Below are 25418 nucleotides of genomic sequence, written 5' to 3'. Positions count from 1 at the left end.
ATCGTCCTCTCGACACACGTAAGAAGGAACTCACATGACCGAGAAGCTGACCCTCGTCAGCCACGTCGACGCCATCAACTGGAACCGCATCCAGGATGACAAGGACGTCGAGGTGTGGAACCGCCTCACGGCCAACTTCTGGCTGCCGGAGAAGGTGCCGCTGTCGGGCGACGTCCAGTCGTGGGCGACGCTCACGCCGCTGGAGCAGGAGCTCACGATGCGCGTGTTCACGGGCCTCACGCTTCTGGACACCATCCAGGGCACCGTGGGCGCCGTGTCGCTCATCCCCGACGCGCTGACCCCGCACGAGGAGGCCGTCTACACGAACATCGCGTTCATGGAGTCGGTGCACGCCAAGAGCTACTCGTCGATCTTCTCGACGCTGTGCTCGACGCCCGAGATCGACGCCGCGTTCCGCTGGTCCACCGAGAACCAGAACCTGCAGCGCAAGGCGCAGATCGTCCTCGACTACTACCACGGCGAGGACCCGCTCAAGCGGAAGGTCGCCTCGACGCTGCTCGAGAGCTTCCTCTTCTACTCGGGCTTCTACCTGCCCATGTACTGGTCCTCGCGGGCGAAGCTCACGAACACGGCCGACCTCATCCGCCTCATCATCCGCGACGAGGCCGTGCACGGCTACTACATCGGCTACAAGTACCAGAAGGGGCTCGAGGCCGAGACCGAGGCCCGTCGCGAGGAGCTCAAGGACTACACGTTCTCGCTCCTGTACGACCTCTACGAGAACGAGGTCCAGTACACGCACGACCTCTACGACGGTCTGGGCATGGCCGAGGACGTCAAGAAGTTCCTGCACTACAACGCCAACAAGGCCCTCATGAACCTGGGCTACGAGGCGCTGTTCCCGGCGAACGTCTGCGACGTGTCGCCCGCGATCCTGTCGGCGCTGTCGCCCAACGCGGACGAGAACCACGACTTCTTCTCGGGGTCGGGCTCGTCGTACGTCATCGGCAAGCACGAGGAGACCACGGACGACGACTGGGACTTCTGAGCCCCGACGCGTCCACAGCAGAGGCCCCGCACCGGATGGTGCGGGGCCTCTGCGCGTCCGGGTGGACGATGCGCGGGCCGGGTGCCCCTAGACGAGCCCGGAGTACCCCTGCCACGCCGGGCCGGCGGCCGGCGCATCGTCGCGGGTGACGCTCGCCTGGATGAGGCCGTACGGGCGGTCGTCGGCGTGGAACACCTCGTTGCTGTTCTCGATGCCGAAGGGGGCCAGGTTGTACGTGAAGTGGTGCTTGTTCGGAGCGGAGAGGCGCACCTCGACCAGCTCGGGCACCGCCTCGAGGGCCGCCTTGCCCATCTCGTACAGCGTCTGCTGCAGCGCGAGCGAGTGGAAGCCCGCGAAGGTCTCGACCAGGGCCGCCTTGATCTCGGCGTAGGCCTCGTCGAAGTCGAAGGTCTCGACGTCGAGGTCCCCGAAGCGCCACTTCGCGACCAGCGAGGTGGCCATGATGCGGTCGGACGTGGGCTCGAGGACGGTGTACTCGTCCTTGAGGAAGCCGTGGAACTCCGAGCCGGAGGACTTCAGCACCACTAGGTCCTTGAGCCCGCCGGTGATCCAGGTCCCCTCGGCGTCGTACGTGACGGACACGGTGCGCACCTCCTGGCCCTTCCTCACCCAGCTGAAGTCATGCTCGGTGCCGCCCACGGACACGCGCTCCCACGCGAACTCCTCGAGCTCGACGCGCGCCTGGTCGACGGGCTCGACATCGTTCACGAAGTGGGTCGCGAGGGCATAGGCGTAGCGCTCGAGCGAGGCCAGGCCGACGGTCTTCGCGAACGCGTACGACGTCTGCTTCTGCGTGTCCGTCGGGAGGACGGCGCCCTGGTCCCCGGTGAGGTGGGCATCGTCGAAGCGTCCGCGCAGGCAGCTCGACACGTTGACGTCGCGGATCTCGTGACGAGGCGCGTCGCGCACGATGCGCACGATGCGGTTCTCGGCCTTGCCGTACTGGTGATCGCCCAGGATGATGCCCACGATTACCTCCGTTGATGGGTCCTGAACGCACGCTAGGACATGTTGATTACATCGACATTTCAGCGTTCTGTCGGCTGCGACGGTTACAGTCGCGTCATGCACGAGGCTTCGGGGGGCGGTGCGGGCGGTCGGACGTCCGGGAGCGGGGCGTGGAGCAAGGCCGCGCTCGGCGTCGTCGTGGCCGTGGCGGTCCTCGCGGTGCTCGTGGTGGCGGTGGCCTATGCCGCGGTCGCGTACGAGCAGCGGTCCAGGGACAACGATGCGGAGGGCGCGGCCATGCGGTCGGCGGCGACCGCCTTCGAGGCCGTCGCCGCGTGCACCGCGCTCGCGACGAGCGAGCTGCCGGACGGCGCCGTCGGGGACGATGCGCGGGCAGCGGCGCGCGCGTGCGCGGAGGGCGAGGTCGGCAGGGGCACCACGTCCGTCCTGGGGACGGAGGTCGACGGCGCCGTCGCGCGCCTGACGATGCTCACCGCGGCATCGACCGAGACCGGGGGAGGCGCGGACTGGTTCGCGGGCCACGGCAGCGCCGGCGGGTGCTGGACGATGACCATCGACGCGTCGACCCGGACCATGACCGACCTCGCGGATGTGCCCTGCGGCGACGTGGCGGTCGACGCCATTGGGGCGGTCGACGAGACGGGCCTCATGGCCCTTCAGGGAGAGCACTCCGGCACCCCCGCCACGGTCGCGCCCGGCGTCTCCGGCGAGCTCACGAGCCTCCTCGTGACCACGGGCGACCGCGTCTGGATGGGCGACATCGTCGCCGAGGTCGACGGCCGGCCGATCATCGCCTACTCCGGCCCCGCGCCCTTCGACGACGCGGAGGCGTGGGACGACGATCCGCGCATCCCGCACTCGTGGACCGCGACACATGCGAAGCAGGCGCTGCTCACGGCGCTGGGCTACGACACGGGCGGCGTCGACGGCGTCCACGGCTGGGCCACGGACCAGGCCGTCAAGCGGTACAACGCGGACCATGGGATCGCCGGCGACGAGCTCGACGAGCGTTACCTCGTGTGGATCGGCGACGTCGACCGGTCCGAGGAGCGCGAGACCGACGGGCCGGTCGTGACGGCGGTCCTCGCGGCGCCGGGCGACGCGCTCGACGGCGACGCCCTCGTCGCGCTCGGCCGCGCCGAGTAGGCGGGCGCGGGGCGCCCGCGGCGCGTCACCGCAGGTCAGGGCCGCGCGATCATCACCCCGTCGGCCTCCTCGGAGCCGCCGATCCAGACCCGACGCACGCGCCCGGCGAGCGCGTGCCCGTCATAGGCGCTGACGGGGTTCTTGTGAGCGAGCTCGCCCGCGTGCACCTCCCACGGCTCCTCGGCGGCGAACGCGACCAGGTCCGCATCGTGCCCGGCCGCGATGGCGCCCTTGGTGCCCAGCCCGGCCCAGAGGGCGGGCCGCGCGGACATCCACCCCATGACCTCCGTGAGCGAGTAGCCGCGCACCCGGGCACCGGTCCACACCGCGGCGAGCGACGTCTGGAGCCCCGCGATGCCGCCCCAGGCGACCCCGAAGTCGCCGTCGCCCGCGAGCTTGAGGTCCGCCGTGGCGGGGGAGTGGTCCGAGGCGACGAAGTCGATGGTGCCGTCGGCCAGCGCCTCCCACAGGCGCTCGCGGTTCTCCTCGGAGCGGATGGGCGGGCAGCACTTGTACTGCGTTGCGCCGTCGGGGACGTGCTCCGCGTCGAAGGTCAGGTAGTGGGGGCAGGTCTCCACCGTGAGCGGCAGCCCCTCGGCCTTGGCCTCGGCGATCAACGGCAGCGCGGCGGCCGCCGAGAGGTGCAGGATGTGCGCCCGCGCGCCCGTCTCCCGCATCGCGGCGATGACGGTCTCGATCGCGCTCGTCTCCGCGGCCTGCGGTCGCGTGGCCACGAACGCTCCGAAGTCGCGCCCGGGCGCCGTGTCGTAGGCGTCCAGCACCTCAGGGTCCTCGGCATGCACGATGAGCAGCCCGCCGAAGCCCGCGATCTCCTCCATCGCCCGGACCAGCTGGCCGCCGCTGAGATGCTCGAACTCGTCGACGCCGCTCGGCGCGAGGAAGCACTTGAAGCCGAAGACCCCCTCGCCCCACAGCTCGCGCAGCGAGCCCAGGTTGGACGGCACGGCGCCGCCCCAGAAGCCCACGTTGACGTGCGTCTTGCCGGCCGCGGCGGCCTTCTTCGCCTCGAGCGCCGCGGGGGACACCGTCGGCGGGATCGAGTTGAGCGGCATGTCGATCAGCGTGGTGACGCCGCCGGCCCGCGCCGCGCGGGTGGCCGAGTCGAAGCCCTCCCACGCGGTGCGGCCCGGCTCGTTGACGTGCACGTGGGTGTCCACGGCGCCGGGGATGAGCACCTCGTCCGGCGCGAGCACCACCTCGGGGACGTCGGGCGCGGGCGCGTCGACCGGTCCCACGGCGGCGATGCGGCCGTCGCGCACGAAGATCGCGGCCGGCACCTCCCCCGTGGGCAGGACGGCGCGGCGTGCGCGGATGACGAGGTCGTGGCTCATCTGGTTCCTCCGGGTGGGGTGACAGACTGGCGGGCGTGTTCGAGATCGCGCGCGAGGCGCTGGGGGTGCTCCATGAGGGCGGCGCGCTCGGCGTCGTGGTCGTGACCGCGGTGCACGGCTCGACGCCCCGCGCGCCCGGCTCGGCGATGGCGGTCGCCGCGGACGGCCGTGCGATCGGCGCGATCTCCGGCGGCTGCATCGAGTCCGAGGCGTACGAGCTCGCGCTCGCGCGGCTCTCGGATCCGGCGCCCGTGACCGAGACGCTCGGCGGCGAGGGAGACCTGCTGCGTCCCGGCCTCGCGTGCGGGGGCGCGGTCGACGTGGTCGCGTTCCGCGTCGCTCCCGGCGACGCGAGCATCGTGCACCCGCTCGAGGCCTCGCTCGACGACGGCGAGGTGACGATGCTCCTCCCGGGCGGCCACCGCATCGTCCGTCCGCGCGCCCCGCGGCTGGTGATCGTCGGCGCCGTGGACTTCAGCCCCGCGCTCGCGGCGGCGGGGCGCGCGCTCGGGTACCGCGTGATCGTGGTCGACCCGCGCCCCGTGTTCGCGACCGCGGAGCGCATCCCCGCGGCCCACGAGGTCCATGTCGCGTGGCCGGACGCGTTCCTGTGCTCGTTCGAGATCGAGGAGTCGACCGTGATCTGCGTCCTCACGCACGACGACCGCGTCGACGTGCCCGCGCTCCAGGCCGCCCTCGCATCGTCCGCCGGCTACGTGGGCGCGATGGGCTCGAGGGTCACGCACGAGCGCCGGCTCGAGCGGCTGCGCGAGGCGGGCGTGGGGGACGATGCCGTGGCGCGGCTGCGCTCGCCGATCGGCCTGGACCTGGGAGGGTCCTCGCCCGCCGAGACGGCGATCGCGATCCTCGCCGAGGTGATCGCGGACCGTCACGCGGCCAGCGGGCGCCCCCTCCGGGAGCTGGGCGGCGTCATTCATCGGAGGTCCGAGGACTGAGCGTCCCGGCCGCGAGCCGAGGCGGCGAGGCGCCACACGCGGTCGCGCGTCATCGGCACCTCCATCGGGCGCACCCCGATCGCCCGGCGGATCGCGTTCGCCAGGGCTGGCGCGACCGGGTTGTACGGCGACTCGGACATCGACTTCGCGCCCAGGGGGCCGAGCGAGTCCGAGGTCTCCGCGAAGTACACCTCGGTCTCGGGGACGTCCGCGATCTGCGGCACGCGGTAGACGCGGAAGGCCGGGTTGGTGGGCGAGCCCTGGTCGCCGACGAGGACCTCCTCGTACAGCGCGGAGCCGATGCCCTGCGCGACGCCGCCCTCGATCTGGCCCCGGCACTGCGCGGGGTTGAGGACCACGCCCGCGTCCGCGGCCTGGACCGACTGGAGGATCCGCACGCGGCCCGTCTCGACATCGACGGCCACCCGCGCGGCGTGGACGTTGAACGCGAGCGAGCGGATCTTGCCATCGGTCTCGCCATGCGCGGTGAGCCCCTCCTCGGGGATCTCCGCGCCGTCGTCGAGCAGCTCGCGCAGCGCGACGGCCGCGGCGTGCACCGCCTTGCCCGCCACCGTGATGCCGGTGGAGCCCCACGCGCCCGTGTCGTGGGTGGTGGCGTCCGTGTCCGACGTACGCAGCCGCACCGCCGCGGGCGAGCGGCCCAGCACCTCCGCCGCCAGCTGTGCGAGCACGGTGTGCGTCCCGTTGCCGAACTCGACGGTGCCGGCCGCGACCTCGACCGTGCCGTCGGGGAACGCGGTGACCGCGGCGGTCGCGGGGTGCCCGCGCGGCGGGATGGTCGCGATCATGCTGAGCGCCATGCCCTCGCCCACGGCCCAACCCTCCGGAGCCTCGACGCCGTTGCCGCGCACCAGCGCCGCCTGGGCGAGGTCGAGGCACTGGTCCAGGCCGTACGAGCCGAAGATGAGGTCCTCGTGGTGGCGCCGCTCGGTCACGCCGAGCTTGTCGCCGTCGCGCACCGCGTTGATGCGGCGCAGCTCGAACGGGTCGATCCCCAGCTGCAGGGCGAGCTCGTCGAGAGCGGACTCGACCGCGAAGATCACCTGCCCCAGCCCGTAGCCGCGGAAGGCGCCGGCGGGGGTGGTGTTCGTGTAGACCACCTCGGCATGCAGGCGCTTGGCGGGTGAGCGGTACGCCTCGAGCGACTCGGCGCACCCGTGGAACATCACGCCGATCGCGTGGTTGCCGTACGCGCCGGTGTTGGACAGCACCTCGATGTCCATGGCGGTGAGCCGGCCGTCGGAGTCGGCCCCGAGCGTCGCGGTGACCCGGAAGGGGTGGCGCGTCGCGGTGCGCACGAACTCCTCCTCGCGCGTCATCTCGTACGCCACCGGACGGCCGGTCCGCAGCACGGCCAGCGCCACGATGTCCTCGGTGAAGATCTCCTGCTTGCCGCCGAAGCCGCCGCCGACGCGCGCGGCGAACACGCGCACCGTGGTGGGGTCGAGGTCGAGCACCACCGCGAGCTCGTCGCGGGTCAGGAACGGCACCTGGCTGCTGGTGCGCAAGGTGAGGCGGCCGTCGTCGGCGATCCAGCCGATCGAGCCGTGCGTCTCGAGCTGCGCGTGGCTGACGCGTGCGTTCGACCAGGTGCCGGTCGCGACGACGGTGGACCGTGCGAGGCCTCGTCCGACGTTGCCGTAGGCGCCCCGCCAGGACGCGACGACGTTGCGTGACGCGTCCTCGACCCCGTCCTCCGGGGTCAGGCCCGGGTGCACCAGGGGTGCGCCGGGCGAGCGGGCCTCCTCTGGATCGAGCACGGCGGGTAGGACCTCGTAATCGACGCGCAGCGCGGCGCAGCCCGCCTCCGCGAGGGCGGGCGTGTCCGCGACCACGGCCGCGACGCGCTGGCCGCGGAAGCGCACCGTGGAGTCGAGGATGCGGGTGTCGCGAGGGTCGTCGAGCCGGTTCGCGTGGCGCGCGGTCGAGTAGCGGGTCACGGGCGCGTCCTCGTGGGTGAGGACCGCGTGGACGCCCGGGATCGCGAGCGCCTCCGTCGCGTCGATGGAGACGATGCGCGCGTGAGCGTGGGGCGATCCGAGCACCTTCAGGTGGGTGAGGCCGGGCACGTCGACGTCGAACGTGTACGGCTCTCGCCCCTGCACCACGCGGTCCGCCGCGGGCGGCCGCGCGTTTGTGCCCGCCGGCGCCGGCGCATCGTCCGTCCCGCCCGGGCACCCCACGCACTCCCCGCCGCAGCCGCGGACCGCGTGCTCCACGGCCTCGCGGATGGGCCGGTAGCCCGTGCAGCGGCACAGGTTGCCCTTGAGGCGGCGGTCGAGGTCGTCGAGGTCGTCCTCGGTGAGCGTCGAGGCGGTGACGGTCATGCCGGGCGTGCAGAAGCCGCACTGGAAGGCGAAGTGGCGTGCGAACGATTCCTGGACCGCGTGCGCCACGTCGCCAGGCGCGAGGCCTCCGGCGGTGGTCACGTCCCTGCCTTCGGCACGGACCGCGGGGTAGAGGCACGAATGCACCGGGCGGCCGTCGACCAGCACGGTGCACGCGCCGCAGTCGCCCGCGTCGCAGCCCTTCTTCACCTCGAAGCGGCCCTGGTCGCGCAGGTACGTGCGCAGGCACTGGCCCGGCGCGGGCTCGCCCTCGACGGGCGCGCCGTCGACGTCCATCCTCATGCGAGCCCCTCCGCGACCTCGGCCGCGAGCACGCCCGCGACGTGCCGGCGCCAGTCCGCGGCGCCCAGGGCGTCGGTGTAGTAGCCGTCGGCCGCGCGCGCATCGTCCCGCACCCGGTCGGGTGCGGGCGGGGCCTCGTACCTCAGCACGGTGGGGGTGAGCGTGGCTGCGGTGATGACGATGACGGTGCGTCCGTCGTCGTGAGCGCGGCCGGTCACGACGGCGCCCGAACGACCCAGCTCCGCCAGCGCAAGCTTGCGAAGGGCGGTGCGCGCGCGGAGGGCATCGGTGCCGATGCGCACCTCGCGCACCAGGTCGCCATGCGCGAGCGTGGTGGTGCCGTTCCCGGTGGGCAGCGAGGCGACGGGGACGATGCGCTCCTCGCCGGCGGCGGTCCAGATCACGGCGTCGGCGTCGAGGGTGACGCACGCGGCGAGCATCGCGGCGGCGGAGAAGCCGCGACAGATGTTGCCGACCACGGTCGCCTCGTTCCAGATCTTGAAGCTTGCGAGCAGCGCGTTCGCGGCGTCGGCGAACAGGGGCTGCGCGGTCCAGCCCACGTGCGGGGGCAGGGCGAGCAGGTCCGCGATGGTGCAGGTCGCGCCGATGGTGAGGCCGTCTTGGCTCACCTCGAGGCCCGGCCACCCCATGCCCGCCAGGTCCACGAGGCCCGTGACGTCGCGGTTCGGCTCGGAGAACAGCCACGTGCCTCCCGCGAGGAAGCGCTCGCCGGGGGCCAGTGCAAGGTCTTCGCGGGTGGTGGCGCGGCGGTAGCTCGCGACCGCTGTCAGATCCATCACGCCTCCTTCCGACCGGACTTTTCCGGCGAGTCTGCCACGCCCGAAAGTCACGCTTGTGTCACGGAACCCGGAATTTACGAGGGCGAAACACAAACACGCATGTTCATGAAATCTACATTCCATAACGTCATCGGCGACGTGCCGGACGTATGTGTCCGGCTGCCGCGGGAGGCTGCCCCACCACCCTGCGCTCGCGGCGGACCACGCGTCCATTCCACGAGGGAGACACCATGCGTTTCATCACCGGCAAGGCGGGCCGCACGGCCGCCGTCGCCACCGCGGCAGTCGCGGCGCTCGCGCTCGCGGGCTGCTCGTCGAGCGAGGCGGAGCCCGAGGGCTCGCCCACCGGTGCCGCGGGCACCACCGAGGAGACCACCGCGGCGGTCGAGCCCGGCACCTACGGCGACTTCGCCGTCCAGCTGTCGTGGATCAAGAACGAGGAGTTCTCGGGCGAGTTCTTCGCCGACGCGAACGGCTACTACACCGACGCGGGCTTCGCCTCGGTCTCCCTGACCCCCGGCCCGTCGACCGGTGCGGCCGAGCTGCTCTCGGGCACCGCGGACGTCGCGCTCTCGGACGCCGTCTCGATCGGCTCGGCGGTCGCCGCCGAGGAGGCGCCGCTCAAGATCATCGGCACCACCTACCAGAAGAACCCCTTCACGGTCCTGTCGCTCGCTGACGGCGGCAACATCGCGACGGTCGATGACATGGTCGGCAAGAAGATCGGCGTCCAGGCGTCCAACACCTCGCTGTTCGAGGCGCTCCTCGCCGCCAACGGCCTGACCGCCGACGACGTCACCATCGTCCCCGTCGAGTACGACCCGGCGCCGCTCACCAACGGCGAGGTCGACGGCTTCATCGCCTACCTCACCAACGAGTCCATCACCGTCGAGGCCGCCGGCTACGACACGGTGAACCTGCCCTTCGCGGACAACGGCCTGCCGTTCGTCGCGGAGACCATCACGGTCACCGACCAGTCGATCGCGGAGAACCGCGACGCGCTCAAGGCGTTCCTGTACGCCGAGATCCTCGGCTGGACCGACGCGGTCAACGACCCGGCCGAGGGTGCGCGTCTCGCGTACGAGGTCTACGGCGCGGACCTGGGCCTCGACCCCGCCAACTCCGAGGCGGGCGCGATCGCGCAGGCCGAGGACCTGGTCGTCTCGGAGGAGACGGTCGCGAACGGCCTCTTCACCATCTCGGACGAGCTCCAGGCCTCGACCCTCGCGTCGCTCGCCGGCGCGGGCATCGAGCTCGAGGCCTCGGACCTCTTCGACCTCAGCCTGCTGGCCGAGGTCTACGAGGAGCACCCCGAGCTCATCGCCTACGCGGGCTGATCTGCGAGCATCACAGTGACCGACGTCACCGAGTCCGGTGCCCGGGGCGAGACCGCCCCGGGCACCGGCCTGCAGATCTCCGGCCTCACCAAGGTCTTCACCTCCGGGAAGAAGACCGTCACCGCGCTCCAGGACGCCAACCTCCACACCGAGCGCGGATCGTTCCTCGCGCTGCTCGGCCCGTCGGGCTGCGGCAAGTCGACCATCCTGCGCATCCTCGCGGGGCTCGAGGAGCCCACGAGCGGCACCACGCGCGTCGACGGACGGTCCCCGAAGGACCTGCGCGCCTACAACGAGCTCGGCATCGCGTTCCAAGACAGCGCGCTGCTGCCGTGGCGTTCGGTCTACAACAACATCAAGCTTCCGTTCGAGGTCGCCGGCAAGGACGTCGACCACGACTACATCGAGGAGCTCATCGCGCTCGTGGGCCTCACGGGCTTCGAGAAGGCCAAGCCCTCGCAGCTCTCGGGCGGCATGCGCCAGCGCGTGTCCATCGCGCGTGCGCTGGTGCTCAAGCCCTCGGTGCTCCTGCTCGACGAGCCGTTCGGCGCGCTCGACGACATGACGCGGCAGCGCCTCAACCTCGAGCTCATGCGCATCCTCGCGGCCAAGCCCGCGACCACGCTGCTGGTGACGCACGGCATCACCGAGGCGATCTTCCTCGCGGACCAGGTCGCGGTCATGAGCCCCAGGCCCGGCCGGGTCAAGGAGGTCATGGAGATCGACCTGCCGCGCCCTCGCACACCCGACATCCAGCGCAGCCCCGAGTTCCACGCCTACGTGGACCAGGCGTCGGAGCTGCTCTTCGGCGCCGGCGGCGCGGCCACCGAGGACGACTGATGGATCGCCGGCTCCCGTCGTGGGCCATCGTCCTGCTCAGCACCACCGGCCTCGTCGCGTTCTGGTGGATCTCCTCGGTGACGATCTTCGCGAACGTCGGCTCGGGCGACACCAAGGCGATCCCGACGCCGTGGCAGGTGATCCAGGAGTACGGCACCATCGGCTGGGAGTTCTACGTCACGCACTTCTCGGTGACGCTCAACGAGGCGCTCCAGGGCTACCTGTGGGGCAACGGCGTGGCCCTTGTGCTCGCCGCGATGGTGATGGTGCTTCCCAAGCTCGAGGGCGCGGTCATGCAGCTCGCGGTCATCTCGTACTGCATCCCGATCGTCGCGATCGGGCCGCTGCTGGTGCTGATCTTCGAGGTGCCCAAGAAGGGAGAGCCCTCGGGCACCGCGATCTTCATCGCGGCGCTGAGCGTGTTCTTCACCACGGTCGTGGGATCGCTGCTGGGTCTGCACGCGGCGGACAAGTCGAGCCTCGACGTCGTCCACGTCTACGGCGGCAACGCCTTCACCCAGCTGCGCAAGGTGCGCGTGATCTCCGCGATGCCCGCGGTGCTCACCGCGCTTCAGATCGCGGTGCCCGCGGCCTTCCTGGGTGCGGTGCTCGGCGAGTACTTCGGCAAGGTCGAGACGGGGGTCGCCACGGCGATGATCATCGCGCAGCAGCAGCTGAACTCGCCGCGGGTGTGGGGCATCGCCCTCGCCTCGGGCGCGATCGCCCTCACGCTGTACCTCCTGGTCGGGCTGCTCACGCGGCTCGCGACCCCCTGGGCGAAGGGAGCCGAGGCATGACGGATGTCACCTCGACCACGCTGCCGGCCAACCCGCAGGTCACCGAGCTCGCCGACAAGGTGCGCCGCCAGGCGCGCCAGGCGACGCTCAAGTCGCTCGGCTCGTCGCTGCTCACGTTCGTCCTCACGCTCGTGGCGGTGGTCGCGATGTGGCAGATCGTGCTGTGGGTCTCCGACCTCTCGCCCTATGTGGCGAAGGGGCCCGTGGACGTGTGGAACTTCTTCTTCGTGGAGGAGGACGCGGCCGAGAACCGGGCGGAGATCGCGTCGAACCTCGCGATCACGATGCGCGACGCGACGGTCGGCTTCGTCGCCGGCCTTCTGCTGGCGCTCCTCGGCGCCATCGGTTTCCGTCTCTCCAAGGGGTTCGAGCACGCGGCGATGCCGCTCGCGCTGCTGCTGCGCTCGGTGCCCCTCATCGCGTTCGCCCCGGTGATCATCATGATCTTCGGGCGCGAGTTCATGACGGTGGCGGTCATGGGCGGCATCGTGGTGCTGTTCCCGGCGCTGGTGAACATCGCCTTCGGCCTCAAGCAGGCCTCCACCCAGGCGCTCGAGGTGGTCGAGGTCTACGGCGGCAGCCCCATGAAGCAGCTCACCACGGTGGCCCTGCCCGCGTCCCTCCCGGCCTTCTTCGCCGCGGTGCGCGTCTCGGTTCCGGGCGCCATCACGGGTGCGCTGCTCGCCGAGTGGCTCGCCACCGGTGGCGGCATCGGCGGCGTCATCTACGGCTACGCTACCGGGGCGAAGTTCGACGAGCTGTGGGCGTCCGTGGTCGTGGTGACCGGCGTCTCGCTCGTCCTCTACAACCTCGTGGCGATCGTCGAGAACACGGTGCTCGCCCGCATGGGGATGCATCCGGAGAAGAGGGTCTAGGCGTGAGCGCAGTCGGCGGCGAACCGGACGAGTCCGCCGCGCGGCTCGGAGCACGGCTGCGCGAGCTCCGTCGCTCCCGTGGGCTCACGCTGGTCCAGCTCGCGGACGCGACCGAGCTGTCGCACCCGTTCCTGTCGCAGGTGGAGCGCGGCCTGGCCAACCTCTCGCTGCAGTCGCTCCGGCGCATCGCGGTCGCGCTCGAGACGAGCCCGGTCGAGCTGGTCGCGGCGGCCGAGGCGGAGGACGGTTCCGCGCCGCGACGCATCGAGGTGGTGCGCGCGGGATCGCGCCGCCCCACACCCGAGGGCTTCGCGCGCGGCACCGCGGTGTCGCTCGCGCGGGGCGCGAGGCCCTTCACGCCGATCATGGTCGACTCGGATGCCTCGGAGCCGGGCGAGGTGTTCACGCACGCGGAGGACGAGTTCGTGCTGGTGCTCGAGGGGGCCGTCGTGGCCGAGCTCGACGGGCGAGCGCACGCCCTGGCCGAGGGCGACTCGGTGTACTACGCGGGCGGGGTCACGCACCGGTGGTGGTCCGAGCAGACGTACCGGCTGCTCGTGGTGAAGCAGCAGGCGCGATAGCGCGGCGCGGCGCGTCGTCGCGGCGCGTTGTGGTGTGTGGTGAGGTCCTCGCACCTTTCCTGCACGAAGGTTCTGACCGCAGCCCGGACCCAGGCTGCGCCGTGCGCCGTGCGCCGTGCGCCGTGCGCCGTGCGCCGAGCAACCGTGCCCGCGGCTGGTCTTGCGCCGGTGATCTGTGCGCCGGTGATCTGTGCGCCGGTCGTCCCCTCGTGCAGGAAAGGCGCGAGGACGTCGCATGAAGCCTGTCGCCGGCGCGCCGACACGCCCGCACGCGGGCACGGCGTGCACAGCGCCCAGAACCCGCCGGGCGCTCTCAGCCGCGCAGCAGCCCTGCGGCCTCCGTCACGCGCCCGGCGATCTCCCGGGAGTCGGCGCGGACCAGCTCGCCGTCCACCACCACGGCGTCGCCCTGCACCAGCATCCGTCGTACGCGCGGCAGCGAGCCGAGCCCGAGCGCCGCCACGGGATCCGCGATCCCGGCATGCTCGACCTCGCCCAGCTCCCACAGCACGATGTCCGCGAGCTTGCCCACCTCGAGCGAGCCGATCTCCCGCTCCCGCCCGAGCACCCGAGCGCCGCCCATGGTCGCGAGGCGGAGCGCATCGCGCACGGGCATCGCACCCGCACCGTCGCGCAGGCGCGCGAGCAGCGCGGCCTGACGGATCTCCGAGCCCAGGCGGCCGTGCTCGTTCGAGGCGGCGCCGTCCACGCCCAGGCCCACGGGGGCACCCGCATCCACCAGGGAGCGCACCGGCGCGATGCCTGCCGCGAGCCGCGCATTCGACGACGGGCAGTGCGCGACCCCGGTGCCGGTGGCCGCGAAGCGAGCGACATCGTCGGGCGACAGATGGACGCAGTGGGCCATCCATACGTCCGATCCCAGCCACCCGAGCGACTCGAGGTAGTCGGTGGGTCCCATCCCGAACCGCTCGTGGCAGAACGCCTCCTCCTCGACGGTCTCCGCGCCGTGCGTGTGAAGGCGCACCCCGAGCGACCGGGCGAGGCCGGCCGACTCGCGCAGCAGGTCCGCCGTCACCGAGAACGGGGAGCAGGGCGCGATCGCGACGCGCACCATCGAGTCGAACGATGCGTCGTGGTACCGGGTGACGGCCTCCGCTGAGGCGGCGAGAGCATCGTCCGTCGTCTCGACGGCGAAGTCCGGCGGGAGGCCGCCCTGAGATTCGCCCAGGTCCATCGAGCCGCGCGTCGCGTGGAGGCGCAGCCCGAGCCCGGCGGACTCGTGGACGATCGCGCCGACGATGTCGCCCGAGCCGTGGGGGAAGATGTAGTGGTGGTCGCCCACGGTGGAGCAGCCCGAGCGCGCGAGCACCGCCATCGCGCCGGCGGCCGCGGCCCCCGCGGTGCGCTCGTCGATGCGCGACCACGTGGGGTACAGCGCGACGAGCCAGTCGAAGAGGATCGAGTCCTGCGCCCACCCGCGCGTGAGCCACTGGTAGAGGTGGTGGTGCGTGTTGACCAGGCCGGGCGTGACGAGCGCGCCGCGCGCGTCGACGCGATCGGGGAAGGCGTCGCGCACATCGGACGGGGCGGATCCCTCGCCGAGGCCCAAGATGCGTCCTCCGCGCACCGCGATCCATCCGCGCGACAGCTCGGTGCCTGCCGCGTCCATCGTCGCGATGTGCCCGCCCTCGATCAGGGTCGGTCCGGCCATGGCGTCTCCTCGGGGCTCGTGTGCGTCAGGCCAGGGTAATGGGCGGATCAGCCGCCCTGGGCGGAGAAGTGCATCCAGTCGTCGAGCTTGTCCCACGTGCCGCCCCAGGTCCAGCCGAGCTCCTCGAAGTCGTCGATGATCTGCTGCTGGCTCTCGATCATGCCGGGGCGCAGCCAGTCGCGGTCGAGGTACGCACGCGCGAGCTCGGGGAACACCGCCCCGTCGCGCTGCCACGGGTTGTGGAACGGGTTGATGTCGATCGCGAGGCCCTTGGCATGCTCGGACCAGACGTCGAAGCCCCCGGTGACCTTGCGGCACTCGAAGCTGATGGTGACGTTCTGGTCGCCGGTGTGGGCGCCGTTGACCTCCTCCCACGTGGTGACGCGCATCTCCTCGATGGGGAAGCGACGCTCGTACATGCCCTCGAACGCCGTGACCACGTCGTCGGCGTACTGCGCGGAGGTGATCATCTCGCCCGTGTGGGGCTGCCCGTCGAAGCCCCAGAACGGCATGACGATGTAGGCGAGGTCGCTGGCCGGCACCGGGCACTGCTCGCGCCAGCTCGAGCGGGCCAGGACATCGGCGGGGACCTCGGAGACGGTGGCGAACCACGCATCGTCCTCGGGGTCGGGGTAGGCGCCCTCGCGGGGCTCGAGACGGCGGTCGCGGAGCTCCTCGGGCGTGGCGCCGGGCTTGCCCAGGCCGTTGTCCTGCTTCTTCAGCACGGTCTGGCCCAGCCAGTCGGGCCGCGCGAACTCGGAGACGGGCGCGGCGGTCGCGCTGGGCTCCGGGGTCACGGAGGGCTCGGCGGTGGGCGTGGGGGTCGCTGAGGGGGAGGGGACGATGCTCGGCTCGGGTGTCGCGGAGGCGGTCGCCGACGTCTCGGGGCTCGTGGTGACAGCGCCCGTCTGCTGCGCCGTCGAGCCGTTCGACGAGGCCGAGCACGAGGCGACGGCCACGGCCAGGCCCAGGCCGCCGGCGAGCACCGTGAGGATCGCACGGGTACGGGTCGAGGCGAGGGCGTGGCGGGGAGACATGCGGTCAAGGCTAGTGGGGGCGCGTGGGTGTCGGTAGGTCGTGGTGGGATAGTGCCGTGACCGACCCCCGCGCCCGCCACCAGCAGCTCGTCCAGGAGATCGAGGCTCACCGCCACGCGTACTACGAGCTCGATGCGCCCACCGTCTCCGACTCCGCGTACGACTCGCTCGAGCGCGAGCTGCGCGAGCTCGAGGCGCAGTGGCCCGAGCTCGCCACGCCCGAGAGCCCCACGCAGACCGTGGGAGGCGCGGTCGCGCAGGGCTTCGCCTCCGTCAAGCATCGCGAGCGCATGATGAGCCTCGACAACGCGTTCTCGCTCGAGGACGTGGAGGCGTGGCTCGCGCGCGTGGAGAAGGACGCCGGCGAGCAGAGCGTGGTGTGCGAGCCCAAGATCGACGGGCTGTCGATCTCGCTCACCTACGAGGACGGCGTGCTGGTCCGCGGCGTGACGCGCGGCGACGGCACCACCGGCGAGGACGTCACGGCGAACGTGCTCACCATCGCGGGCCTGCCTCGCGTGCTCGCCGGCGACCGGGTGCCCGCGGTCGTGGAGGTGCGCGGCGAGGTCTACCTGCCGGTCGCGGCCTTCGAGGAGCTCAACGCGCGCCTGCTGGAGGACGGCAAGGCCCCCTACGCCAACCCGCGGAACACCGCGGCGGGATCGCTGCGCCAGAAGGACGCGGCGGTGACCGCGACGCGGCCGCTCGCGGTGACCACCTACGCGCTCGGTGCGCTCGAGTGGGGCGCGACCGAGCCGCATCCGGCGATCGGCTCCCAGCACGGGGTCTACGAGGTCCTCGCGTCGTGGGGCCTGCCGGTGAGCGAGCACGCGCGCGTGGTCCGCGGCGTCGAGGAGGTCGCGGGCTACCTGCGCGAGCTCGAGGACAAGCGGCACTCGTTGATCCACGAGATCGACGGGGCGGTGCTCAAGGTCGACGACCGCGGGGTGCAGGGCGCGCTCGGGTCGACGTCGCGCGCGCCGCGCTGGGCGATCGCCTACAAGTTCCCCCCGGAGGAGGTGCACACCACGCTCGAGGACATCCGCGTCGATGTCGGGCGCACCGGGCGCGTCACCCCCTATGGAGTCATGACGCCGGTGCTGGTGGCGGGCTCGACCGTGACGTTCGCGACGCTGCACAACGCGCACGAGGTCAAGCGCAAGGGCGTGCTCATCGGCGACACGGTGGTGCTACGCAAGGCGGGCGACGTGATCCCCGAGATCGTCGGCCCCGTGGTCGCCGCGCGCACCGGCGCGGAGCGGGAGTGGACGATGCCCGCGGAGTGCCCGTCGTGCGGCACCCGCCTCGCGGAGCAGAAGGAGGGCGACAAGGACCTCCGCTGCCCCAACTCGGAGGGCTGCCCCGCGCAGATCGTGGACCGCATCGCGTTCATCGGCTCCCGTGGCGCCTTCGACGTCGAGGTGCTCGGGGAGAAGGCGGCGGCGGCGCTCGTGGAGTCGGGGGTGCTCGCGAACGAGGCCGGCCTGTTCTCGCTGACGGAGGCGGACCTCACGAGGGTCCCGCTGTTCACGTACGAGGTGGACGAGAAGCTGACCAGGAAGCAGGTCGAGGCTGGGATTGAGGGGCGCAAGGCCGGCGACCTCTCCGCCAACGGCCAGAAGCTGCTCGACAACCTCGCAGGCGCGCGCTCGCAGCCGCTGTGGCGCGTGCTGGTGTCCCTGTCGATCCGGCACGTCGGGCCCACCGCGAGCCGTGCGCTCGCGGCCGCCTTCGGCTCGATGGACGCGATCCGCTCGGCCTCGGAGGATCAGCTCGCGGCCGTCGAGGGCGTGGGCCCGGTGATCGCGGAGTCGGTGCTCCAGTGGTTCACGGTGCCGTGGCACGTCGAGATCGTTGAGCGATGGGCCGAGGCCGGGGTGCGCATGGAGGACGAGCGTGACGAGTCGATCGCGCGCACCCTCGAGGGCCTCACCATCGTCGCGACGGGCTCGCTCGAGGGCTTCACCCGCGACTCCGTGAAGGAGGCGATCATCTCGCGCGGCGGCAAGGCGGCGGGGTCGGTCTCGAAGAACTCCGACTACGTGGTGATCGGCGCCAACGCGGGGTCGAAGGCAGCGAAGGCCGAGTCGCTCGGCGTACCCATGCTCTCCGAGGCGCAGTTCGTGCGCCTGCTCGCGGAGGGCCCCGCGGGTCTCGACTGACCCCTGACGCACGTCGGCGGCCGTGGGTAGGCTGGCGAGCAAGGGGGAGGGAGGAACGTATCGTGATGAACTCCGCACTCGTCATCGGCGTCGTCGCCGGCGTCGTGGTCCTGGCGGTCCTCGTGACGGTGCTCGTCGTCTCGGTCGCTCGTCGTGGCCCGCAGCCCCCGCGCTCGCACCCGCAGCCGCATCCCGGCGAGGACGCCGCTCGCGGTCCGACGGGCCAGCACCCCGACCCGGTCCAGGGGACGCCGTCGGAGACGTCTGTCCCCCACTGGGACCGCCGCATCGACCCGAATGAGGGCCCACAGTGAGATCTGCCGTCCGCGTCATCAAGCCCGACGAGAAGTCCCGCCTCCAGGAGATCGGCGAGCTCACCGCGCTCGCCTACCTCGCGGACGGCCTCGTGGACCACGCCCACCCGTACCTCCCTCAGCTGCGCGATGCGCAGGCGCGCGCCGAGGGCGCGGAGCTGCTCGCCATGATGGACGGGGAGAAGGGCGAGGGGGCGATCGTCGGCACCATCACGCTCGTGCCGCCCGGCAGCCCCTTCATCGAGCTCGCGCAGAACGGCGAGTACGAGCTGAGGATGCTCGCGGTCTCGCCCATCGAGCGCGGTCGGGGCATCGGGCGCGACCTGGCGCGCGCCGCCATGGAGCGGGCAGTCGAGGAGGGCGCGCCCCGCATCGTCCTGTCGACCATGGAGACGATGCACGTGGCCCACCGCCTCTACGAGCGGATGGGGTTCACGCGGCGCGAGGAGCTCGACTGGCTCGTGGTCGACAACGAGGACGGCTCGGTGACCCGGGTGCCGCTCGAGGGCGGCCGGGCCCCCGAGGGCGCCATCCGGCTGCTCGGCTACTCGTGGGAGCCGTGAGCCGCGCGACCGCCGTGCGGTGACGGCGCCGTGAGCGGGACCGCGCGCCACTAGACTCGACGCCATGTCTTCCCTTGAGCGATCCGATGTGGCGCGCCTCGCGGCGCTCGCCCGCATCGACATGACCGACGCGGACCTCGACCGCCTCTCGGGCCAGCTCGCCGTGATCGTCGACGCCGTCGCCAAGGTGGCCGAGGTCGCCGGCGAGGACGTCCCGGCGACGAGCCACCCGATCCCGATGGCCAACATCCACCGCGAGGACGTGGTCCGCCCGTCCTTCGCGCAGGACGATGCGCTGGCCGCCGCCCCCGAGGCGGAGGACGGACGCTTCCGCGTGCCGCAGATCCTGGGGGAGGAGGCGTGACCATGACGGATTGGACTCGCAAGACGGCCGCCCAGATGGCCGACGCCCTCGCCGCAGGCGAGGTCACCTCGGTCGAGCTGGTGCAGGCGCACCTCGACCGCATCGCCGCCGTGGACGGCACCGTGGAGTCGAACAGCGTCCACGCGTTCCTCCACATCGACGCCGAGGGTGCGCTCGAGGCCGCCCGCGCGGTCGACGCCGATCGCGCCGCGGGCGTCGAGCTGCCCCGACTGGCCGGCGTGCCGATCGGCATCAAGGACGTCCTGGTCACCAAGGGCCTGCCCACGACGGCCGGCTCACGCATCCTCGAGGGCTGGATCCCGCCGTACGACGCGACGGTGACCCGCCGCGTCCGCGAGGCGCGCATGCCGATCCTCGGCAAGACCAACATGGACGAGTTCGCGATGGGCTCCTCCACGGAGCACTCGGGCTACGGCCCGACGCGCAACCCGTGGGACCTCGACCGCATCCCCGGCGGCTCGGGCGGCGGCTCGGCCGCAGCGCTCGCGGCCTTCGAGGCGCCCCTCACCATCGGCTCCGACACGGGCGGCTCCATCCGTCAGCCCGCGTCCGTGACCGCGACCGTGGGCGTGAAGCCCACCTACGGCGGCGTGAGCCGCTTCGGCGCGATCGCGCTCGCCTCGTCGCTCGACCAGCTGGGCCCGTGCGGCCGCACGGTGCTCGACACGGCGCTGCTGCACGAGGTCATGGGCGGGCACGACGAGATGGACGCCACCTCGCTGAACGAGCCCGTCCCGGCCGTGGTCGAGGCCGCGCTCGAGGGCGCGCAGATGGACCTCACGGGCGTCAAGGTCGGCGTGGTGCGCGAGCTCAGCGGCGCGGACGGCGGCTACCAGGCCGGCGTGACGCAGCGCTTCGAGGAGTCGCTCGACAAGCTCCGCGCGATGGGCGCCGAGGTCGTCGAGGTCTCCTGCCCGTCCTTCGAGTACGCGCTGGCCGCCTACTACGTGATCCTTCCGTCGGAGGCGTCGTCCAACCTCGCGAAGTTCGACTCGGTGCGCTTCGGCAAGCGCGTCGAGAAGGCGACGGTCGAGAAGACGATGCTCGCGACCCGCGCCGAGGGCTTCGGCGACGAGGTCAAGCGCCGCATCATCCTCGGCACGTACGCGCTGTCGGCGGGCTACTACGACGCCTACTACGGCTCGGCACAGAAGGTCCGCACGCTGGTGCAGCGCGACTTCGACGCCGCGTTCGAGCAGTGCGATGTGCTCGTGTCGCCCACCACGCCGACCACGCCGTTCAAGATCGGCGAGCGTATCGACGACCCCTTGGCGATGTACCTCAACGACATCGCGACCATCCCCGCGAACCTCGCGGGCATCCCCGGCATGTCGCTGCCGTCGGGCCTCGCGCCCGAGGACGGCCTGCCGGTCGGCTTCCAGATCCTGGCGCCGGCCCACGAGGACGCCCGTCTGTACCGGATCGGCGCCGCCCTCGAGGCGTCGCTGACCGCCGAGTGGGGCGGCCCGCTGTCCGCGCAGGCTCCCGAGCTGGAGGTGGCCGAGTGACCACGATGACGTACGAGCAGGCGATGGAGGAGTTCGACCCGGTCTTCGGCATCGAGGTCCACGTCGAGCTCAACACCAAGACCAAGATGTTCTGCGGCTGCGCCAACGAGTTCGGCGCCGAGCCCAACACCCAGGTCTGCCCGGTCTGCCTCGGCCTCCCGGGCGCGATGCCGGTGACCAACCAGAAGGCCGTCGAGTCGGCGATCCGGCTGGGCCTGGCCCTCGGCTGCTCGATCCGTGAGTCCTCGCGCTTCGCCCGGAAGAACTACTTCTACCCGGACCTGTCGAAGGACTACCAGATCTCGCAGTACGACGAGCCGACCTGCTACGAGGGCTCGCTCGACGTGGTCCTCGACGACGGCACCGTGGTGACGGTGGCGATCGAGCGTGCGCACATGGAGGAGGACGCCGGCAAGAACACCCACGTGGGTGGCTCGGGCGGCATCCAGGGCGCCGACTACTCGCTGGTCGACTACAACCGCGGCGGCGTGCCGCTCGTGGAGATCGTCACCAAGCCCGTCACGGGCATGGGCGACCGTACCGCCGAGGTCGCGCGCGCCTATGTGGCGACCATCCGCGACATCGTGCGGGCGCTGGGCATCTCGGACGGCCGCATGGAGCAGGGCTCGGTGCGTGCCGACGTCAACCTGTCCCTGCGTCCCAAGGCGGTCGCGGGCGAGTCGCAGGACGACGTCCCGTTCGGCAAGCGTTCCGAGACCAAGAACGTCAACTCGCTGCGCGCGATCGAGCGTGCGGTGCACTTCGAGGCGGCCCGCCAGGCATCGCTGCTGCTCGCGGGCCAGCCCGTGGTGCAGGAGACCCGTCACTGGCACGAGGACACCTCGTCGACCACGCCGGGCCGCTCCAAGGAGGAGGCGGAGGACTACCGGTACTTCCCGGAGCCGGACCTGCTGCCGGTCCAGCCGTCGCGCGAGTGGGTCGAGGAGCTGCGGGGCACCATCCCCGAGCACCCCGCCAAGATGCGTGCGCGTCTGCGCGAGGAGTGGGGCTTCTCCGACCTGGAGATGCGCGACGTGGTCGCCGCCGATGCCCTGGTCCTCATCGCGGACACCGTCGCCGCGGGCGCCACGCCCCAGGCCGCGCGCAAGTGGTGGATGGGCGAGCTGTCCCGCGTCGCGAACGACCGCGAGGTCGCTCTCGCGGAGCTGCCGGTGACGCCCGGCGCGATCGCCGAGCTCCAGGGCCTGGTCGATGAGGGCAAGATCAACGACAAGCTCGCGCGCCAGGCGCTCGAGGGCGTCCTCGCGGGCGAGGGCTCGCCCGCCGAGGTGGTCGCGTCGCGCGGCCTCGAGGTCGTCTCCGACGACTCGGCGCTCGAGAAGGCGGTGGACGAGGCCCTGGCCGCCCAGCCCGACGTCCTCGCCAAGATCCAGGACGGCAAGGTCCAGGCCGCCGGCGCGATCGTCGGCGCGGTCATGAAGGCGACGCGCGGCCAGGCCGATGCGGGCCGCGTTCGGGAGATCATCCTGCAGCGCGCCGGCGTCGAGGGCTGACGCAGGAACCTCGAGCATGCTCAACGAGACCCCCGTTCGCCGCGTGGCGAGCGGGGGTCTCGCGCTCTCGGGGCCCGCGTGCGCGCTCACCTTCGACGACGGCCCCAACGGCCTCGACACGATGCGGCTGCTCGACTTCCTCAAGTCGAGGGGGATCCGCGCGGTGTTCGCGGTGATCGGCTCGGAGATCCTGCGTCCCGCGGGCGAAGGCGGCGACGGGACCCCGATCCCCTCGGGCGCCGAGGTGCTGCGCCGCATCGTCGCCGACGGGCATGTGCTGTGCAACCACTCCACCTCCTATGAGGCCATGGGGGAGTGGGACGCGCTCTCGGTGCGCGACGACATGCTCAGGAACCTCGCGATCATCGAGTCGGTGGTCGGCGACGAGGTCCCCGTGCCGTACTGGCGCGCACCCAACGGCGCGTGGGGCGTCACCGCTCCCGTCGCTGTGCGCCTCGGGATGCAGCCGCTCGACGTGGTCAACACGGTCGAGGACTGGGTCGAGCAGGATCCGGCCGTGCTCGCCTCGCGGCTGAGGCTCGCGATGGTCCCGGGCGAGCTGGTGCTCCTGCATGATGGCGGCGGCAACAGGTCGGGCACGGTCGACGCCGTGATCGAGGTCGTGTCGGAGCGGCTCGACGAGGGCTGGCGGTTCGTGCTTCCCGAGATGCCCTGACGCCTCTGGAACGCGTTGTGCGGCGGCGTGCACCGAGACGCGCGCGGGCATGCTCCGCCGCATCGGGGCCGCCACGTCCCGGGTCAGGCGGCGTCGGTTCTCGTGCTCGGGGACGCGCCCGGCGGCGGGATGGGCTGGGGCCGCCAGGCGCGTGGCGGCCCGAAGCGCGCGCGTCCGCCTTGGCGGGGCACGCGGTCGGGATCGACGGTGGCGGGTGGGATGAACCAGATCTCGGTGTCGGTGGCGCGGACGGTCCAGCCCTGGTCGTGGATGACGTGATGGCAGTGGGAGCACAGGAGCGCGCCGTTCGAGAGGTCGGTGCGGCCGCCTCGGGACCAGAACTGGAGGTGATGGGCCTCGCACCAGGCGGGAGGGACGCCGCAGAAGGCGCATCCGCCGTCGCGCTCGCCCAGTGCGATGCGCTGGGCGCGAGTGAAGGGGTAGGTGCGGCGGCCGAGGTCGAGGAGTTCGCTCTTGGAGCCCAGGACGGCGGGGACGACGAAGGCGGTGGCGGCCAGCCGGCGCGCGGTCGCGATGTCGACGGGTCGGCTGCATCCATCAACCTCGCCGAGGCCCACTCCGGCCCTGAGGTCGGTCTCGCTGACACGCACCACCACGGTGGTGGTGCCCAACAACGGAGTGGTGGATTCGCAGCCCAGCGCGTGTCGGGCGAGGTCGGCAAGGGAGTCGGCGCGCATCTGTTCGGTGGTGCGCTGGTCGATGCCGGGCTGGTCGCGGCTGGCGCGCATCGCCTCGCCGACCAGCGCATCGAGCGCCGCGCGCACGGGCGCGGCCGTCTCGGGATCCAGCTCGCCGTTGATCACCAGCATCCCGGCGCGGTTCTCCCACATGCGCAGGCTCCGGGCGCGGCGCATCCGGGCGACGTCGCGCTCATGCTGCTCGATGTCGAGCGCCGCCTTGAACCGGGCCACGATCCTGGCGAACCGGGTCGCGTCCAGCCCGACCGCCCGCTCCACCAGCTGCGCGGCCGCGCCCTGCCTGGCGTCGTCGGGCACGCCCTCGGCGAGCGAGTCGAGCATGGTGATGATCTGGGCGCCGCAGTCGGCCGAGATCCCGCCCCGATCCAGCGCTGCTGCGACGGCCGGGTACCGCGGTGCAGGCTTCGGCTTGAGAGGCGAAGGTGGCGGGGGAGGCGGCGGGTCCTGCTTCGCACCGTCCGCACCGTCCCCGGCCCCGACGTCGGGATCGTCCGGCCCGTCGTCGGGGTTGCCGCCCTCCATCTCCTCCAGCGTGCGTCCGACCTCGAGCAGGCGCCACGCTTCGGCGCGCGTGGTGCCCATCGCGGCCGCGACCAGGTCCGCGGCGCTGCGATACCCGTGATGCTTCGCGAGCCCGCCCCCGGGGACATCGGACCTGATCGCGATGTCGTGGGCGGTGCGGGCGAGCACCATATCGACCTCGCGAGCCAGCTGCGCCGCATCCCGCAGGCGCTTCACCACGTCCGCCGCTCCGCCAGAGGCCGCCAGCCCGCGCATCGTCCCTACTGCCGCGCGTGCGTCCAGGCAAGCGCGCCCGAACGCGCCGACCGCCGGGTCGGCGCCCGGGTCCGCATCGAACAGGTTCGGGATGTCCATGGCTCCATCCCACCACGAGGGTCTGACATCGCGCTCTGACCATCATCCCAGGTAGATGTGGAAATCGCGCGCGTGAAAGGGCCTGTGGACATCGCCCCGGGGGAGTGGGTGGGCGGGCGCCCGACGGCGCGGCCCCGCCGCCGTCGAGATTGCCGGCATGGGGTCTTGACCTTCCAGTCGGATGGAAGGAATAGCGTCCTGAGTTGTTGCCACTCCCAAGGAGGTCCCCATGGCGCACGACCACACGACGATGACTCACGGCGAGCACGCGCAGCACGACGGCCAGGCTCAGCGTGCCGACCACAGCCAGCAGTCGGATCACACCCACCACGGCACCGACCACAGCGGCCACGCGATGCTCTTCAAGCGGCTGTTCTGGTGGAACCTGCTCCTCGCTGTCCCGGTGATCGCGACCAGCGAGATGGTCGAGGGCTGGCTCGGCTACGACCTTCCGGGCAGCACGTGGATCCCGCCGCTCCTCGGCACCGCGATCTTCGCGTGGGGCGGCTGGCCGTTCCTCAGCATGGCCTGGCGCGACGAGATCACCGTCCGCAAGCCCGGCATGATGACGCTCATCAGCCTCGCGATCACGGTCGCCTTCGCTGCCTCTGCCTCCGCCACCCTGGGCATCGGCGACCTGAGCTTCTGGTGGGAGCTT

22 protein-coding genes and 1 pseudogene are annotated in these 25418 nt (G+C 71.9%); 16 read left to right on the top strand and 7 right to left on the bottom strand.

All coding sequences use genetic code 11. The features are described from left to right. Positions 1 to 34: 34 nt before the first annotated feature. Positions 35 to 1009: a class 1b ribonucleoside-diphosphate reductase subunit beta gene (gene nrdF / locus AOM06_RS02640; protein WP_062302320.1), complete on the top strand. Its 975-nt coding sequence runs from the start codon at positions 35 to 37 to the stop codon at positions 1007 to 1009. Positions 1010 to 1096: 87 nt separating this feature from the next. Here nrdF and pucL read toward each other — a convergent pair whose 3' ends face one another. Then, complete coding sequence (gene pucL / locus AOM06_RS02635) at positions 1097 to 1999, bottom strand: factor-independent urate hydroxylase (RefSeq protein WP_062302316.1); 903 nt, start codon at positions 1997 to 1999, stop codon at positions 1097 to 1099. A 96-nt stretch (positions 2000 to 2095) separates the two neighbouring features. Between pucL and AOM06_RS02630 the strand changes: the two genes are divergently transcribed. Continuing rightward, the gene (locus tag AOM06_RS02630; protein ID WP_062302313.1) at positions 2096 to 3145 is read left to right on the top strand and encodes a peptidoglycan-binding protein; all 1050 of its coding nucleotides are present in this window, start codon (positions 2096 to 2098) and stop codon (positions 3143 to 3145) included. 35 nt (positions 3146 to 3180) lie between these two features. Here the strand turns inward: AOM06_RS02630 and allB are convergent, their stop codons facing one another. After that, positions 3181 to 4497, bottom strand: a complete 1317-nt coding sequence (gene allB, locus AOM06_RS02625) for an allantoinase AllB (RefSeq protein ID WP_062302310.1) — start codon at positions 4495 to 4497, stop codon at positions 3181 to 3183. A 35-nt stretch (positions 4498 to 4532) separates the two neighbouring features. On the opposite strand from allB, the gene AOM06_RS02620 reads away from it, so the two are divergent. Continuing rightward, positions 4533 to 5453, top strand: coding sequence for an XdhC family protein (locus AOM06_RS02620; RefSeq protein WP_062302306.1), 921 nt, complete (start codon positions 4533 to 4535; stop codon positions 5451 to 5453). Here the strand turns inward: AOM06_RS02620 and AOM06_RS02615 are convergent. Next, the gene (locus AOM06_RS02615; protein ID WP_062302304.1) at positions 5432 to 8104 is read right to left on the bottom strand and encodes a molybdopterin-dependent oxidoreductase; all 2673 of its coding nucleotides are present in this window, start codon (positions 8102 to 8104) and stop codon (positions 5432 to 5434) included. The genes AOM06_RS02620 and AOM06_RS02615 overlap by 22 nt on opposite strands. Next, a complete protein-coding gene (locus tag AOM06_RS02610) occupies positions 8101 to 8901 on the bottom strand; it encodes an FAD binding domain-containing protein (protein ID WP_062302301.1) in 801 nt (266 codons plus the stop codon). The genes AOM06_RS02615 and AOM06_RS02610 overlap by 4 nt, the downstream gene beginning before the upstream one ends. Positions 8902 to 9134: 233 nt before the next feature. Between AOM06_RS02610 and AOM06_RS02605 the strand changes: the two genes are divergently transcribed. Genes AOM06_RS02605 through AOM06_RS02585 form a run of 5 tightly spaced genes read left to right on the top strand, consistent with a single transcriptional unit; the run spans position 9135 to position 13334 of the window. Continuing rightward, positions 9135 to 10241: an ABC transporter substrate-binding protein gene (locus tag AOM06_RS02605; RefSeq protein ID WP_062302298.1), complete on the top strand. Its 1107-nt coding sequence runs from the start codon at positions 9135 to 9137 to the stop codon at positions 10239 to 10241. A gap of 15 nt (positions 10242 to 10256) precedes the next feature. After that, positions 10257 to 11081 (top strand): ABC transporter ATP-binding protein, encoded by an 825-nt coding sequence (locus tag AOM06_RS02600; RefSeq protein WP_062302295.1) that lies wholly within the window; start codon positions 10257 to 10259, stop codon positions 11079 to 11081. Beyond that, positions 11081 to 11878, top strand: a complete 798-nt coding sequence (locus AOM06_RS02595; RefSeq protein ID WP_062302292.1) for an ABC transporter permease — start codon at positions 11081 to 11083, stop codon at positions 11876 to 11878. Before AOM06_RS02600 ends, AOM06_RS02595 begins: the two co-directional genes overlap by 1 nt. Beyond that, complete coding sequence (locus AOM06_RS02590) at positions 11875 to 12753, top strand: ABC transporter permease (protein ID WP_082105253.1); 879 nt, start codon at positions 11875 to 11877, stop codon at positions 12751 to 12753. Before AOM06_RS02595 ends, AOM06_RS02590 begins: the two co-directional genes overlap by 4 nt. Before the next feature lie 2 nt (positions 12754 to 12755). Further along, a complete protein-coding gene (locus AOM06_RS02585; protein WP_062302289.1) occupies positions 12756 to 13334 on the top strand; it encodes a helix-turn-helix domain-containing protein in 579 nt (192 codons plus the stop codon). Between the two features lie 313 nt (positions 13335 to 13647). On the opposite strand, the gene AOM06_RS02580 is transcribed toward AOM06_RS02585, so the two are convergent. Both AOM06_RS02580 and AOM06_RS02575 read right to left on the bottom strand, forming a co-directional pair. After that, positions 13648 to 15006: an 8-oxoguanine deaminase gene (locus tag AOM06_RS02580; RefSeq protein ID WP_062302285.1), complete on the bottom strand. Its 1359-nt coding sequence runs from the start codon at positions 15004 to 15006 to the stop codon at positions 13648 to 13650. 47 nt (positions 15007 to 15053) lie between these two features. After that, positions 15054 to 16043, bottom strand: coding sequence for a M15 family metallopeptidase (locus AOM06_RS02575; RefSeq protein WP_062302281.1), 990 nt, complete (start codon positions 16041 to 16043; stop codon positions 15054 to 15056). Between the two features lie 56 nt (positions 16044 to 16099). On the opposite strand from AOM06_RS02575, the gene ligA reads away from it, so the two are divergent. The 7 genes from ligA (at position 16100) to AOM06_RS02540 (ending at position 23165) form a co-directional block, all read left to right on the top strand. Then, on the top strand, positions 16100 to 18205 hold the full coding sequence (gene ligA, locus AOM06_RS02570) for an NAD-dependent DNA ligase LigA (RefSeq protein ID WP_062302278.1): 2106 nt from the start codon (positions 16100 to 16102) through the stop codon (positions 18203 to 18205). 62 nt (positions 18206 to 18267) lie between these two features. After that, positions 18268 to 18519, top strand: a complete 252-nt coding sequence (locus AOM06_RS02565) for a hypothetical protein (protein ID WP_156163551.1) — start codon at positions 18268 to 18270, stop codon at positions 18517 to 18519. Then, entirely contained in the window at positions 18516 to 19082 is a 567-nt protein-coding gene (locus AOM06_RS02560) for a GNAT family N-acetyltransferase (RefSeq protein WP_082105251.1), read from the top strand. The genes AOM06_RS02565 and AOM06_RS02560 overlap by 4 nt, the downstream gene beginning before the upstream one ends. Positions 19083 to 19146: 64 nt before the next feature. After that, positions 19147 to 19446 (top strand): Asp-tRNA(Asn)/Glu-tRNA(Gln) amidotransferase subunit GatC, encoded by a 300-nt coding sequence (gene gatC, locus AOM06_RS02555; RefSeq protein WP_062302272.1) that lies wholly within the window; start codon positions 19147 to 19149, stop codon positions 19444 to 19446. A 2-nt stretch (positions 19447 to 19448) separates the two neighbouring features. After that, positions 19449 to 20975: an Asp-tRNA(Asn)/Glu-tRNA(Gln) amidotransferase subunit GatA gene (gatA, locus tag AOM06_RS02550; protein ID WP_062302270.1), complete on the top strand. Its 1527-nt coding sequence runs from the start codon at positions 19449 to 19451 to the stop codon at positions 20973 to 20975. Positions 20976 to 20980: 5 nt separating this feature from the next. After that, positions 20981 to 22489 (top strand): Asp-tRNA(Asn)/Glu-tRNA(Gln) amidotransferase subunit GatB, encoded by a 1509-nt coding sequence (gene gatB, locus AOM06_RS02545; RefSeq protein WP_062302873.1) that lies wholly within the window; start codon positions 20981 to 20983, stop codon positions 22487 to 22489. A 16-nt stretch (positions 22490 to 22505) separates the two neighbouring features. Further along, positions 22506 to 23165: a polysaccharide deacetylase family protein gene (locus AOM06_RS02540; protein ID WP_062302266.1), complete on the top strand. Its 660-nt coding sequence runs from the start codon at positions 22506 to 22508 to the stop codon at positions 23163 to 23165. 83 nt (positions 23166 to 23248) lie between these two features. Here the strand turns inward: AOM06_RS02540 and AOM06_RS02535 are convergent, their stop codons facing one another. Further along, positions 23249 to 24760, bottom strand: coding sequence for an HNH endonuclease (locus AOM06_RS02535; protein ID WP_062302263.1), 1512 nt, complete (start codon positions 24758 to 24760; stop codon positions 23249 to 23251). A gap of 229 nt (positions 24761 to 24989) precedes the next feature. Here AOM06_RS02535 and AOM06_RS02530 point away from each other — a divergent pair. Then, a pseudogene (locus AOM06_RS02530) lies at positions 24990 to 25418 on the top strand (heavy metal translocating P-type ATPase); the annotation flags it as partial.

Origin of the sequence: Demequina subtropica, assembly GCF_000971235.1 — a bacterium.
In the GTDB taxonomy this organism is placed as follows: domain Bacteria; phylum Actinomycetota; class Actinomycetes; order Actinomycetales; family Demequinaceae; genus Demequina; species Demequina subtropica.
This window is presented reverse-complemented; position numbering and strand designations above follow the sequence as displayed.

What these genes read in the sequence shown, in the direction of transcription:
- AOM06_RS02590 (WP_082105253.1), top strand. Translation starts at nt 11,875, where the DNA reads ATGACGGATGTCACCTCGACCACGCTGCCGGCCAACCCGCAGGTCACC.
- AOM06_RS02610 (WP_062302301.1), bottom strand. Translation starts at nt 8,901, where the DNA reads ATGGATCTGACAGCGGTCGCGAGCTACCGCCGCGCCACCACCCGCGAA.
- AOM06_RS02580 (WP_062302285.1), bottom strand. Translation starts at nt 15,006, where the DNA reads ATGGCCGGACCGACCCTGATCGAGGGCGGGCACATCGCGACGATGGAC.
- AOM06_RS02575 (WP_062302281.1), bottom strand. Translation starts at nt 16,043, where the DNA reads ATGTCTCCCCGCCACGCCCTCGCCTCGACCCGTACCCGTGCGATCCTC.
- AOM06_RS02540 (WP_062302266.1), top strand. Translation starts at nt 22,506, where the DNA reads ATGCTCAACGAGACCCCCGTTCGCCGCGTGGCGAGCGGGGGTCTCGCG.
- nrdF (WP_062302320.1), top strand. Translation starts at nt 35, where the DNA reads ATGACCGAGAAGCTGACCCTCGTCAGCCACGTCGACGCCATCAACTGG.
- AOM06_RS02615 (WP_062302304.1), bottom strand. Translation starts at nt 8,104, where the DNA reads ATGAGGATGGACGTCGACGGCGCGCCCGTCGAGGGCGAGCCCGCGCCG.
- gatC (WP_062302272.1), top strand. Translation starts at nt 19,147, where the DNA reads ATGTCTTCCCTTGAGCGATCCGATGTGGCGCGCCTCGCGGCGCTCGCC.
- gatA (WP_062302270.1), top strand. Translation starts at nt 19,449, where the DNA reads ATGACGGATTGGACTCGCAAGACGGCCGCCCAGATGGCCGACGCCCTC.
- gatB (WP_062302873.1), top strand. Translation starts at nt 20,981, where the DNA reads ATGACGTACGAGCAGGCGATGGAGGAGTTCGACCCGGTCTTCGGCATC.
- AOM06_RS02535 (WP_062302263.1), bottom strand. Translation starts at nt 24,760, where the DNA reads ATGGACATCCCGAACCTGTTCGATGCGGACCCGGGCGCCGACCCGGCG.
- AOM06_RS02630 (WP_062302313.1), top strand. Translation starts at nt 2,096, where the DNA reads ATGCACGAGGCTTCGGGGGGCGGTGCGGGCGGTCGGACGTCCGGGAGC.
- allB (WP_062302310.1), bottom strand. Translation starts at nt 4,497, where the DNA reads ATGAGCCACGACCTCGTCATCCGCGCACGCCGCGCCGTCCTGCCCACG.
- AOM06_RS02595 (WP_062302292.1), top strand. Translation starts at nt 11,081, where the DNA reads ATGGATCGCCGGCTCCCGTCGTGGGCCATCGTCCTGCTCAGCACCACC.
- AOM06_RS02605 (WP_062302298.1), top strand. Translation starts at nt 9,135, where the DNA reads ATGCGTTTCATCACCGGCAAGGCGGGCCGCACGGCCGCCGTCGCCACC.